We start from the raw sequence: 13348 nt of genomic DNA on the forward strand, positions 1-13348 counted from the left end.
TCTGCTTTATCAGTCTTATGGCGGAATATCTATGACGCAACGGCGTATCGGCATCGATTTGGGTGGCACCAAAACCGAAGTGATTTTGCTCAATGGCGACAGCGAAGAGCTGTTCCGCACTCGGATACCGACCGTTCGGAATGATTACGCCGCAACCCTGAACGACATTGCCGGTTTGGTGGCTCAGGCTGAAGCTCATGTCGGCGCAGGGCCGCTTCCGGTGGGGGTGGGCATTCCCGGCTCGGTATCGCGCAAGACCGGACTGGTCAAAAATGCCAATTCCACCTGGCTCAATGGCAAGCCACTCCAAGCGGATCTGTCCCGTCATCTGGGGCGTGATGTGAAAGTCACCAACGACGCCAATTGCCTGGCTGTTTCAGAAGCAACGGATGGTGCCGCCAACGGGTATGAGTTCACGTTTGCGGCGATACTGGGCACTGGCTGCGGTGCGGGCCTGGCCTGGCGCGGTCGCGCTGTGGTGGGCCCCAACGGGGTGGCTGGTGAGTGGGGCCACAATCCTTTGCCGTGGACCTCGGACACCGAACTCCAATCCCGGCGCTGCTTTTGCGGTCGTTATGGCTGTCAGGAAACCTTTCTGTCGGGCACAGGCTTGTGCCTGACGTATGAGCGGATGACAGGTCAGTCACTCGGCGGAGCGGAGATCGCCGAGCGCGCCAGCCGTGGAGAGCGGCCCGCCGTAACGGTGATTAACCAGTATCTGGATCAGGTGGCCCGGGGTCTGGCGGCGGTGATCAACGTGCTGGACCCCGACGTCATTGTACTCGGCGGCGGCGCGTCGAATATGGATATTCTCTACGAGCAATTGCCGCAGCGGTTGCCGCAGTATGTGTTCGGAGGGGAATGTGATACGCCAGTGGTAAAGGCGCAACACGGTGATTCCAGCGGTGTGCGCGGTGCCGCCTGGCTTAATCCGGTTGAGTGAGGCTGTGATGCGGGGCGGTATTACCGCCCCCTGCGGGATCCGGTCACTCAATTGATCAAGGCACGGCTACCTGAAAGGTACCGGCATTCAACCAGAAATGCACAGCGAGGCCGGCCGCGTACCCAAGGGCGATAACGGGAGTCCATTTCAAGTGCCCCAAAAAGGTATAGTAACCCCGAGCCTGTCCCATCACCGCCACGCCAGCCGCCGAGCCCATGGACAGCAAGCTCCCACCGGTGACCGCCGCCAGAATAATGAGCAGCCAGTGGCCCTCGGACATGGTCGGGTCCATGGTCAGTACCGCGAACATCACGGGAATATTATCAATGAGTGCGGACATCACGCCCAGCGTAATATTGGCCATGGCGGTGCCGTAATCGTTGTAGAGCACTTCTGAGAGCAGCGACAAATAGCCGAGAAAGCCCAGGCCGCCAATACACATCATAACGCCATAGAAAAACAGCAGGGTATCCCACTCCGCCCGGGCCACACGATTAAAGACATCGAATGGTACTACACTGCCAAGACGGCGCAGGGCGGCTTCGTCTCCGGCCCGTTCGGCCAGCGCGCGCTTGCGAGCCAGCGAGCCGGGCAAGGTGCGGCGCAGGAAATAGCCGAAAAACTGCAGATAGCCGAGCCCCATCATCATGCCTGCTACCGGGGGCAGGTTCAGCGCAAGATGGAAAAAGACCGCCGTGATAATGGTTAACAGAAAGAGACAGGCGATCCGCATGGCGCCGCGCTTGAGTTCTACTTCCTCGTTTAAAGCCTCAGGGTTTCGGCTCTCCACGAAAAAGCTCATGATCAGCGACGGAATGACAAAGCTTACCAGGGCCGGTACAAATAACTGGAAGAACTGGAAGAACTGCAACTTGCCGGCCTGCCAGACCATCAAGCTGGTGATGTCCCCAAACGGGCTGAAGGCCCCTCCGGCGTTGGCCGCAACGACGATATTAATACAGCACAGGCTGACAAAGCGGGTGTCATTGGGTGCGATCTTGGTGATAACGGCGGCCATCAACAGTGCCGTGGTCAGGTTGTCGGCAATCGGTGAAATACAAAAGGCCAGAACGCCGGTAATCAGAAACAGAGTGCGGTAGTTGAACCCCTTTTGTACGAGCCAGGCTCGCAGGAGATCGAACAGCCGGCGCTCTTCCAGAGCGTTGATATACGTCATGGCCACCAGCAGAAACAGCATCAGCTCGGCGAACTCCAGCAGTGTATGCCGGAAGGCTTCCTCTGACTCCACCGGTGCGCCCTGTTGCACATACACCCAGCCGATCATGGCCCAGATGATACCGGCGGCGACCAATACCGGTTTGGACTTGCGCAGGTGCAGTTTTTCCTCTCCCATTACCACGAGGTAAGCCACTATAAAAACGGCGATGGCGATATAGCCGACCGTGCTGTGAGTCAGATCCAGGCTGCCGGCGGCGGCCAGCGTCAGCGGAGAAAGGAACGTGAGCAGAACGCCCACCAAAACAGAAGGGAGTGGGAATTTATGAAACATTGCGTATTCCGTTTTTGAACGTCGCGAGAGGGCGAACAGGGGCTGGTAAAGCGGCGCGAATAATACCACAGGCACGTTGAAAATGCGCATTTTCAGTGCATCCACAACCGTCGACCGTACGCTCTCGGCTGCTATACTATGGGCTCTATCTCTCGAGTGAGTCACATGTGGCATCACGTTGAAGCGTTCAGTTGGTCCTTTCCTTGCCGGTCCTTTCCTTGTCGGTCCGTTGCCAGCCAGTTCCTGTCGGCCACGGGGGGTGTGTTACTCAGTGGTGTGGTTTGGGGGGCTGAGAGCAGCGTTTCACTGGGCACCAATGTTTCCGATTTCGAGCACTTTTACAACCGCGGTGGCGGCTCTATAGAGCACGTTCGCTGTATTTTCCAGCATGTTGGCCACTCCCCCTCTATTCAGAAGATGCCCTGGCGACGCGCGCGTCAGGAGGTATCCACCGGCAAAATCGACGGTTTCTTCACCGCCATAGAAACGGATGAGGTGGAGCGGTACGCGACCCTGTCCGCTCCGCTACTGTTGGAAAACTGGTATTGGTATTGGTCCAAAGACGGCGAGACCCCGACGCTGCACGGCGACGATACGCGCCTGGGAGTGATTTTGGGCAGTCACCAGTCGGTGTGGGTGGAATCTCAGGGGGCTTCCCCACATATGCAGGTGAATTCGCTGGATCAACTCGTTAAGCTCATGCTAAGCGGGCGGATCGATGCCTTTATTGCGGACCGGGAGCACCTGGAAGCGACGGCTGAAAACCTGGGCGTAGAGGCATCTCAATACAACACGCAGTTTCTGCGCTACGTGCCGTTAGGCGTGTATTTTGGCAACCGCTTTTTGAAGAAACACCCCGAGTTCCTGAGTCGCTTCAACCGACAGATTGTAACCTGTGCTGACAGTGGCTTTATTATGTCGGCGAAAGAGCAGGAAAGTCTTCACGAATCTCTGGCACCGATGTTGGCCCGATGGCTGTCAGAACCTCGGCTGGTTGAAGCACTCCGGTCTCGCCATGCCGATGAACGCAAGCCGGATGAGACCGAAAGGCGCCGTCTGGATAGCCGCTGGCGCGAGGCTTTCTCGGAAAAAACGCCCGAAGCTATTGCGGATCTGCACGATGAAGATGTCTCGTCCCGCCTGCGTGCGTTGGCGATCGACGCGGAATGGCCGATTACAGAGGTGATTCTGACCGATGCCCTGGGTTTCAATGTGGCGGTGAGTGACCTGACGTCGGACTACTGGCAAGGCGATGAAACCAAATTTACGGAAGCCTGGCCGCTGAACGAGGACCAACTGCATTTCGATCCGGTGACCTACGATGAGTCTTCGCGACGCTTTTTGGTCCACATCAGTCGGCCGGTGATCGATCCTGAGAGCGGTGTTCGCCTGGGTGTGTTAACGGTTGGGGTGGATGTGGAAAAAGCCTTGTCCCATTTCCACCCGACGGCTTCCCACCCCGCGCCTTAGCGTTAGTCGGAGCCCAGAGGGTTTGACGCCGGTCCGTGGGCGTTGTTTGATCGCACAGAACCCGGTGCACCGGCCTGCATTTTTGCGGCGTGTTTTTGCTGAGCGGCGGAGACCAGGCGGTTTCCCCACAACCGCAATAGCTCGAATACCCACAGGCAAAGGAGCAGGGCACCCATCGCCAGGGCGATACCCAACAGACCCAATGCTTCCTGCTCCGCAAAGCAGGTCCAGATAAATTGCCCCACACACAGCGCCGCCACTACCAGCAAGATAGGTTTGCGCCCGATCCGCTCGACGATAAACACACCCAGAGGGGCACCCAGGGCGACAATAGGGGCTGCGGCCAACCAGTTTTCATACACGCCGGGTTGCCAGCTGTGTGTCACGCTTTTAATGATGACGCCATAAAACGAGGTCAGCCCCATGATAACGACAGACGTGGGGATAGCGATTTTCAGATCCGCCCGGCACAGCAACACCAGCGCTGCGTAGAGCACCATATCAATACCCACTCCGGTAACAGATACCGCCAGCACACTCGCGGCCAGCCCGAGGATAAACCCCACCCGATGGTCCCAGTGTTCATCGAATTCGGTCATACCGATATGACCGGAAATCTCGCCAATGCGGTAGAGATGGAGAACCCCGAAGCTACCCCAGAGCACCGCAAACGTCACCTTGATCCAAAGCTCGGGAATCAATGGCGCGAAGAACAGGATACCGATGGGCGTGCCAATTAACGCTCCGACAACAGAGCCTTTCAGCATCGACCACGCCAGCGGTTGGCGGCGGCAAAGAATAAAGATTGCCGCACTGACCATGCCGATGGATTGCACCGCGAAGCTGAAGTCCCGGCCCAGCGTGGCCGGCATGTCGAACAACAAAACCAGCACCGGGAACCCGACCGTACCGCCTCCCATCGGCGTGGAGCCCGCCGCGTAGCTGCCCAGCGCCATGGCCAGCGCCATGGGCCAGTGTTCTTTGGCGGCCTGCCAGTTGCCATCGATTTGCATCAGCAGAAGCCAAGCGGCATAAAAAAGGCCCAACCAAAGGAACCATACCCAGAGGTATTTGCGTGGCGCTGTTTTGAGAGACATCGTAAAGCTACCTGTTATTGTCGTTTGATCGAGACCATGAGTCAGGCGCTTTGTAACCTGTGGCTCGCTGGTTGGGCAAGTCTGACCCGATCAATTTTGACTATCGCTTTTGGAGGCACCTTTCGGCAGAGCACTGTACGAGAGTATCATTAGCGATCTAAGTGTGGGAGCCAGCGTGTGTGATCCATCGTGTCTGAGCCATCGTCTCTGAACTATCGTTTCTGAATAAGGGTTTGTAAGCATTGTCATGTGTGAGTGGTCTCTGATTCTTTCAGCGGTGTTACTGATCGGTGGCGGGACCGCGATATGACCCTGGCCGAGTTGCGCTATATCGTCAGCCTGGCCAAAGAACGGCATTTTGGACGTGCGGCGGCGGCCTGCTGTGTCAGTCAGCCGACACTCAGCATGGCGATCAAGCGGCTTGAACAAGAGCTGGGGGTTTCGTTGTTCGAGCGCGCCCCCGCCGGCACCTGGCCGACGCCCACGGGCCAGGGCATTGTGGCGCGCGCCCGTCTGGCGCTGAATCATATCGAAGCGATGAGGGTCCTGACCGGTCCCGATGGAGAACACACCTTACGGCTGGGCGCGCTGCCGTCTCTCGCCAGCGCTGTGTTGCCCAGAGCCGTGGCACACCTGCACCGGCAGTGGCCCGGACGACTGGCCCTTCAGGTAGAACAGAACGACGTTGATCGCCTGGCCGCCAAACTGCAAAACGGTGAACTGGATGCCTTGCTGCTGGTGACCCCTTTTGCCGTGCCGGACATTGTTACCCGGACGCTGTACGAAGAGCCGCTGGTGGTGGTGATGCCCGAGACCCACCCATTGGCGGCTTGCGAAACCGTTCCTGCGGAGCGCTTGCAGGATTGGACGCTGCTACTGCCCGAGGCCTATGAGGGCGCCCGGGAAGCCTTGTTGGCACAGTGCCCGTTCCTGGCCACACCACCGTCTCTTGCCGTCGGCCATACAGTACTGACCCACGCCGGACCTGAGATGGTGCGGCACATGGTGGCGCTGGGTGAGGGCATCAGCGTGCTTCCTCAATCCATGGCCAGCGGCTTGCACCCCGGCTCACCAGGACTGACCGTGCGTCCGTTCGCGGGTGCTGCCCCGGTGCGCACCCTCGCGTTGGCCTGGCGCACCAGTTTTCCGGCCCCGCAACTGGTGGACTCACTGGTGGAGGTGCTGGAGGCGACGGCTCCCTGTCACTGGCTGGATAACGCGTGCTGGCCTTCCGGCCTGCTGGTTGAAAACGGACACTGGTAACACGATGACCGATTACGCTCATACTCATCTGCGACGCATTGTCATCGTGGGAGGCGGTACCGCCGGGTGGCTGACGGCGGCGATGCTGGGTGCGCATTTGCCTCACTGCGAGCTGGAAGTTGTGGAGGCCGAGGATATTGGCATTGTCGGGGTGGGTGAATCCACGATTCCGCCTTTTGTGCGCTTGTTACAAAAACTGGGTATTGATGAACAGGAATTCGTTGCTCGCACCGGTGGGTGTTACAAGCTGGGTATTCTCTTTGACGGGTGGCGCACAGGCCACGACCGCTATTTTCACCCGTTCGGCGTTATTGGGCGACGTATCGCCAACCGTGACTTTTATCAGTGTTGGCTCAAGGCCAGTCAATCCGGTTCAGTGCCGCCGCTGATGGCATTTTCTCCCTGTGCCGAGCTGGCGCGGGCGCAGCGATTCTATCCGCCCTCCGCCGATGGAGGCGCCCCGACGGGGGCCAGCTACGCCCTGCACATGGACGCCGGTCTGGCGGTGGACTACCTGAAAGCGTACGCCCAAAAACGCGGCGTTCGTCACCGTCAGGGAACGGTGCTGGGTGCGACCCGACGCGATAACGGCCATATCGAGGCCTTGCAGCTGGAGAGTGGCGCGCGCGTTGAAGGAGACTTCTATATTGACTGTACCGGTTTCCGGGCGAGTCTGGCCAAAGGCATCATGGGCACAGCCTTTGAAGACTGGGGCCAGTGGCTGCCTTGTGACCGGGCGATTTCGGTAAAAACGGAAACCGCTGATGCATTGGTTCCGTTTACGCGGGCCACGGCACGCAAAGCGGGTTGGAGTTGGCGCATACCCCTGCGGACCAGCACAGGACATGGTTATGTTTACTCCAGTCGCCATTGCTCTGATGCCCAGGCCAAATCCACCCTGATGGCGAATCTTGATGCGCGGCGCACCTCTGAACCGAAATTGATGGCGTTTCGTCCGGGCCACCGGACAGAATTCTGGACACATAATTGTCTGGCAGTGGGGTTGTCCTCGGGTTTTCTGGAGCCGCTGGAATCGACCTCCATCCATCTCATTGCCCGAGGCGTAGAATTTTTTCTGCGCTACCTGCCTTCTGTTCACTGCGAAGAGGCGCTGGCGCGGGAATATAACCGTCGTATGACCCGCGACTTTGAAGAAATACGGGATTTCCTGATGCTTCACTACACGCTCAGTGAGCGGCGGGACACGCCGTTCTGGCGGGACTGTTCGGTTCAGCCCCTGCCCGAATCGCTGCGCGAGAGAGTGGCGCTGTTCCGGGCCGGCGGCGGATTGCGCGAAGGCGTGGATGACTTGTTCAGAGCGACCAGTTGGCAGGCAGTGTTCGAAGGAATGGGAGTGCGTCCGGCGCGTTGCCATCCTCAGATCGACGCACTGGATTCGCAGACGCTGGCGCACGAACTTCAATTGACCCGGCGCGCGGTGCAATCTCTGGTCAACGGGCTGCCGGCGCACGACGCGGTGCTGCCGGACGTGATGGGCTGAATGGGCGAGTCAGCGGTTTCGACGAGGGCAGGCCGCGTCGAAACCGCTTCAGTGGTGTTTATTTCAATGGCTTGTACTTAACTCGTCGTGGCTGGGCGTCTTCACCTTTGCGTTTCACAAAGTCTTCGTGGTATTCCGTGTAATTACCTTCGAAAAACACCACTTCGGAATCGCCTTCATACGCCAGAATGTGCGTGGCAATCCGGTCGAGGAACCAGCGGTCGTGCGAGATCACCATGACGCAACCGGGGAACGCCAGGATGGCTTCCTCCAGGGCCCGCAACGTTTCAATGTCCAGATCGTTGGAGGGCTCATCGAGCAACAAGACGTTGGCGCCCTGCTTCAGGGTATTGGCCAGGTGCAGTCGGCCCCGTTCACCACCGGACAGCTCGCCCACACGCTTTTGTTGATCGGAGCCTTTGAAGTTGAAACGGCCCACATAAGAACGGGAGTTCACTTCATAGTTGCCGATGCGCAAAATGTCCTGTCCGCCGGAAATCGCCTCCCAGACGGTTTTGCTGTCATCGAGGTTTTCCCGGCTCTGTTCCACATAGGCGACCTGCACGGTATCGCCCAGCGTCACCGTACCGCTGTCCGGCTGCTCGGTGCCTGAGATCATGCGGAACAAGGTGGACTTACCCGCGCCGTTGCCGCCCACAATGCCGACCACGGCGCCCTTGGGCACACTCATAGTCAGGTTATCGATCAGCAACCGGTCGCCGTAGCCCTTGGAGACATGATCCAATTCAATAACCTTGTCCCCCAGACGTTCGCCGGGTGGGATATAAATTTCATTGGTTTCGTTGCGCGCCTGGAATTCCTGGGACTGCAACTCATCAAAGCGGGCCAGACGAGCCTTGTTCTTGGCCTGACGACCTTTCGGATTCTGCCGTACCCACTCGAGTTCGGCCTTGATCGCTTTTTGATGGGCTGCCTCGGAGCGGGCCTCCTGCTCCAGTCGTTGTTCCTTGGCCTCCAGCCAGTCGCTGTAGTTGCCTTCGTAAGGGATGCCGTGGCCACGGTCCAGCTCCAGAATCCAGCCAGCGGCGTTGTCCAGAAAGTAGCGGTCGTGTGTAATGGCCACCACGGTGCCGGGGAACTGTTGCAGGAACTGCTCCAGCCAGTACACACTTTCGGCGTCCAGGTGGTTGGTGGGCTCGTCCAGCAACAGCATATCGGGACGGGACAGCAGCAAGCGGCACAGGGCCACCCGGCGGCGCTCACCCCCCGACAGCTTGGTGACATCGGCGTCCCACGGCGGCAGGCGCAAGGAGTCGGCGGCCACTTCGAGTTTATGGTCCAGGTTATGGGCATCCCACGCGGAAATAATGTCCTCCAGTTCCCCCTGGCGTTTTGCCAGGGCGTCGAAGTCGGCGTCGGGTTCCGCGTAGGCTGCGTAGAGGCTGTCCAGCTCGGCGAGCGCATCCACCGCTTCGCGGACACCGTCTTCCACGTTGCCGCGCACATCCTTTGCCGGGTCCAGCTCCGGTTCTTGTGGCAGGTAGCCTACGGAAATGCCCGGCATGGGGCGGGCCTCACCGTGGTAATCCTTATCCACCCCCGCCATGATTCTCAATAGTGTGGACTTCCCGGCACCGTTGAGGCCCAGTACGCCAATTTTGGCGCCAGGAAAGAATGACAGGGAGATATCTTTCAGGATTTCGCGCTTGGGCGGCACCACTTTGCCAACCCGGTTCATACTGTAGACGTACTGCGCCATGGGGGCTTGCACCTCGTTGGAACGGAAAATAGGGTCTGTATCAGGGGGTGTACTATAAAGAAACAAACCCGGCACTGAAAGGTGGCGGGGACTTCTTAAATCGAATGGTAGAACAAGTTATTATATGACCTTTCGTCATTTGTTTGGAGAGTCTTCCCTTATGGCCTATGCATCGACCCTGAAGCGCGGCGTTCTGGCAAGTTTGTTGGTGGGCATCGCCAGTGTGTGGTTACTGGCTTGCCAGGTGTCCGATTCGCACCCACAGGAGGCGGAGGGTGGCAGTCAGGCCCTGGCGTTGTGGTACAACCGACCCGCGACGACCTGGACCGAAGCGCTGCCGGTGGGTAATGGCCGACTCGGAGCCATGGTGTTTGGGGGTGTGGATCAGGAGGTGCTGCAACTCAATGAAGACACCGTATGGGGGGGCGGACCCAATAACAATGTGACGCCATCGCTCAAACCGTATATTGAGGAAGTGGCGGATCTGGTGCTGGCCAACCGTCATGAAGAGGCGCAGCGACTGGCGGATGAGCATATCGCCTCGAGTAACAGCGGTATGCCGTACCAGACCGTGGGTAATCTGGTGATTGATCTGCTGCATGAAGGGTCGGCGGACGGCTATCGGCGTTCGTTGGATATCGGCCAGGCCATTTCCTCGGTGAAATACCGCATGGCGGGCGTCACTTACTATCGGGAAACCTTCTCCGCGCTGTCCGAGCCCGCCGTGGTTACACGGTTATCGGCTGACCGGCCAGGGCAAATGGATCTGGATATCCGTTTTGACAGCCCCATGGCGCACAGTGTCAGCGTCGATGGCGAGCGCTTGCGCGTCGATGGGAAAGGCGCGGATCACGAAGGCGTGAGTGGCAAAGTTCGTTTTACCATGTTCGTACAGCCCGTTCTGGATGGCGGGACACTGGAATCTTCCGGTGATGAATTGCGTATTCGCAACGCCAATACCGTGACACTGTACACCGTGGTGGCCACCAACTTCGTGGCCTACGACGATGTGTCCGCTGATGAGACCGCCAAAGCGGAGGCACAACTGGCCCAGGCATTAACCGCTTCCTATGACGCCGTGCGCGAAACGCATATTGCGCACTACCGGGAACAATTTGATCGCGTGACGCTCGATCTCGGCCCCACCGACAATGATGACCGCCCGACGGATGAGCGCCTCAAGGCGTTTGCCGGGGGAGAGGACCCCGCGCTGGCCGCGCTGTACTTCCAATTTGGTCGATACCTGTTAATCAGCAGTTCCCAGCCCGGCACCCAGCCGGCCAACCTGCAGGGAATCTGGAACCCGCAGATGACCCCACCCTGGGACAGCAAGTACACCCTGAACATTAACGCCGAGATGAACTACTGGCCCGCCGAACCCACCAACTTGTCCGAGCTGCACGACCCGTTTTTTGCCATGATTGATGACCTATCGGTCAGTGGTCGGAAAGCCGCTGAACGCCTTTATGGCGCTGAGGGCTGGATGGTGCACCACAATACCGATATCTGGCGCATTACCGGACAGGTGGACGGTGCCTATATGTGGGGACAGTGGCTCGGTGGGGCGGCCTGGTTGACGCAGCACATTGGCTACCGTTACCACTACACTGGCGATCGTGACTTTCTGGCCCGCTATTACCCCGTGCTCAAAGAGGCTGCGCGCTTTTATGCCTCAATGCTAACAGAAGATCCAGACACTGGCTGGCGGGTACTCGTGCCCAGTAATTCGCCGGAAAATGATTATCTGCATCGGGGCGAGGGGGAGCAGCAAGCCGCGATTGATGCTGGTGTGACCATGGATAATCAGCTGGTATTTGATCTGTTCACGCTGGTGGAAGAAGCCTCCGAGGTACTGGGGCAAGATGAAGCGTTTGCCGACGAACTGGCTGAACTTCGCAAACAACTGCCACCGATGCAAATAGGCCAGTACGGACAGCTGCAGGAATGGTTGCAAGACTGGGACAGCCCCGACGACAAGCACCGCCATATCTCCCATTTGTATGGGCTGCACCCGAGCAATCAGATCTCTCCCTATCGCACCCCCGAACTGTTCAGTGCCGTGCGCACCAGCATGGAAATGCGGGGTGATGAATCCACTGGCTGGTCCATGGGTTGGAAAGTGGGCATTTGGGCTCGTCTGCTGGATGGTAATCGCGCGTACAAACTGCTGACCGACCAAATCAAGCTTGTGGACGAAAACACCGAATCGTTCGAAAGCGGTGGCACCTACGCGAATATGTTTGCGGCCCATCCACCCTACCAGATTGACGGCAATTTCGGCGTGACGGCCGGCATTTCGGAAATGCTGGTGCAAAGCCACGATGGCGCGATTCACCTGCTACCAGCGCTGCCCGATGCCTGGCCTGAGGGACAGGTGTCCGGTCTGGTGACTCGCGGTGGCTTTGTGATCGACATGGCGTGGCAAAACGGTAAAGTCACGGAATTCACCCTGCATTCCCGGTTGGGTGGCCCTGTGCGTATACGCGCGCACAGGGCGCCGACAGCGTCGACGAATGTGGCTGTGAACACCATTGATGACCCGAATTCCGGCAGCCCGAACCCACTGATGCAAACGCCAACCATCAAAACACCATTGATCCATCGCCCCGGGGTGGTAAAAGCGCCATCAGTGGCGCCGGTCACTCTGGTGGAGCTGGAAACGGAGAGAGGGCAGGATTACCGTTTTTACTTTTGAGGAACATGCTTTGAGGGAGGTTCAGGCATCCCCAATCGGTTAAACGGCGTATACTCAGTTCACACTTTTGAAAACCCGGGCCGAACCGGTGCCTCGGGGAAAGGTCGATGTAGTACGAGGTTGATGTAATACGAGATCATGGGTCACATGAAAAGGAGTATCGCTATGCTGAGTAAACGGTCCACCCGCTTTGGGTGTTTAATGGCTCTGTCGGTAGCCGGTTTATCGTTAGCTGGCGTGACCGCCGCGTCGCCGACGCAGGAGGGAGAACCCGTGAAGACGTACGATTGCGATGGGTCAATGGCACTGGCGCAGTTCAGTGGCGATGAGGTTTTTCTGCAGTATCGCGGTACGCAACACCGGCTGCAGGCCGAAGAAGCCGCTTCCGGCGTGAAATATGTGGTTGAAGAGGTCACCGAGACGCCGATTGTGTTCTGGATGAATGGCGATGTGGCCACCGTTCAGGAGGCCGACCAGGAACCGGTAGAGTGCACGGAACAGGCGCAGTAATTCCCTTAACAAAACTTTCCGTGAAGCTCAGGCGTTAGCCTGAGCGGTCGGTTCCGCCCTTGCGACTTTCTGCTTATACTGGCTGCTCCCAATGACAATCGTGAGAGCGACCTATGATCTATGACTCCAAAGAACGCTATGGCGTTATCACCCGTGTGTTTCACTGGGGGATGGCAATCCTTATTTTCTGGCAGATGCTGACGGTGGCGTCCCGGGTGGCGCTGGAGGATACCGCTGTTGAAGCCTTTTTCTGGGCTACCCATAAACCACTCGGCGCCCTGTTGTTGGTGTTGATTGCGCTTCGTATCGTCTGGGCCTTGTTGAACCTTTCCCGTCGACCACCCTCTGTGAGCCTGGGCGCGCGCCTGGGGCATATCGTGTTGTACGCCCTGATGCTGGCGATACCGGTCATCGGCCTGCTGCGCCAATATGGATCAGGCCGTTCGTTTGAGCCGTTTGGTATCGCGTTGTTCAGCGGTTTCGAAACGCCGCAAATCGAATGGATGGTGTCGCTGGGCAATCAGATTCACGGCTCGTTGGGCTGGTTATTGTTTGTGTTGATAGCAGGCCACATTATTATGGCCTACTGGCACAAGCGGCCCGGGCACGTGGATGTGATGCGTCGCATCGTCCGATAGG

General features: G+C 58.3%; 10 protein-coding genes. 7 read left to right on the plus strand and 3 right to left on the minus strand.

The window, feature by feature from the left end:
- Positions 1–31 precede the first annotated feature (31 nt).
- Positions 32–943, plus strand: a complete 912-nt coding sequence (locus tag ACQCLF_RS07670; protein ID WP_426985911.1) for an ROK family protein — start codon at positions 32–34, stop codon at positions 941–943.
- 55 nt (positions 944–998) lie between these two features.
- On the opposite strand, the gene nhaD is transcribed toward ACQCLF_RS07670, so the two are convergent.
- The gene (gene nhaD, locus ACQCLF_RS07675) at positions 999–2453 is read right to left on the minus strand and encodes a sodium:proton antiporter NhaD (RefSeq protein ID WP_426985913.1); all 1455 of its coding nucleotides are present in this window, start codon (positions 2451–2453) and stop codon (positions 999–1001) included.
- Between the two features lie 165 nt (positions 2454–2618).
- On the opposite strand from nhaD, the gene ACQCLF_RS07680 reads away from it, so the two are divergent.
- Entirely contained in the window at positions 2619–3923 is a 1305-nt protein-coding gene (locus ACQCLF_RS07680; protein ID WP_426985915.1) for a transporter substrate-binding domain-containing protein, read from the plus strand.
- A gap of 2 nt (positions 3924–3925) precedes the next feature.
- Here the strand turns inward: ACQCLF_RS07680 and ACQCLF_RS07685 are convergent, their stop codons facing one another.
- Positions 3926–5020: a sulfite exporter TauE/SafE family protein gene (locus tag ACQCLF_RS07685; protein WP_426985917.1), complete on the minus strand. Its 1095-nt coding sequence runs from the start codon at positions 5018–5020 to the stop codon at positions 3926–3928.
- A 306-nt stretch (positions 5021–5326) separates the two neighbouring features.
- Here ACQCLF_RS07685 and ACQCLF_RS07690 point away from each other — a divergent pair, with 306 nt between their 5' ends.
- Positions 5327–6283 (plus strand): LysR family transcriptional regulator, encoded by a 957-nt coding sequence (locus ACQCLF_RS07690; RefSeq protein ID WP_426985919.1) that lies wholly within the window; start codon positions 5327–5329, stop codon positions 6281–6283.
- Between the two features lie 4 nt (positions 6284–6287).
- On the plus strand, positions 6288–7784 hold the full coding sequence (locus ACQCLF_RS07695) for a tryptophan halogenase family protein (protein ID WP_426985921.1): 1497 nt from the start codon (positions 6288–6290) through the stop codon (positions 7782–7784).
- Positions 7785–7842: 58 nt separating this feature from the next.
- Here ACQCLF_RS07695 and ettA read toward each other — a convergent pair whose 3' ends face one another.
- Complete coding sequence (gene ettA / locus ACQCLF_RS07700) at positions 7843–9504, minus strand: energy-dependent translational throttle protein EttA (RefSeq protein WP_426985923.1); 1662 nt, start codon at positions 9502–9504, stop codon at positions 7843–7845.
- A 160-nt stretch (positions 9505–9664) separates the two neighbouring features.
- Between ettA and ACQCLF_RS07705 the strand changes: the two genes are divergently transcribed.
- The 3 genes from ACQCLF_RS07705 to ACQCLF_RS07715 all read left to right on the plus strand — a co-directional run bounded on the left by ACQCLF_RS07705 (position 9665) and on the right by ACQCLF_RS07715 (position 13347).
- Positions 9665–12199 (plus strand): glycosyl hydrolase family 95 catalytic domain-containing protein, encoded by a 2535-nt coding sequence (locus ACQCLF_RS07705; protein ID WP_426985925.1) that lies wholly within the window; start codon positions 9665–9667, stop codon positions 12197–12199.
- A 165-nt stretch (positions 12200–12364) separates the two neighbouring features.
- Positions 12365–12709 carry an MliC family protein gene (locus ACQCLF_RS07710; RefSeq protein ID WP_426985927.1) on the plus strand — a complete coding sequence of 115 codons (345 nt, stop codon included), beginning with the start codon at positions 12365–12367 and terminating at the stop codon, positions 12707–12709.
- A 113-nt stretch (positions 12710–12822) separates the two neighbouring features.
- Entirely contained in the window at positions 12823–13347 is a 525-nt protein-coding gene (locus ACQCLF_RS07715; protein ID WP_426985929.1) for a cytochrome b, read from the plus strand.
- The last annotated feature ends 1 nt before the right edge of the window (position 13348 follow it).

The organism is Marinimicrobium sp. ARAG 43.8, from assembly GCF_050113635.1.
Lineage (GTDB): Bacteria > Pseudomonadota > Gammaproteobacteria > Pseudomonadales > Cellvibrionaceae > Marinimicrobium.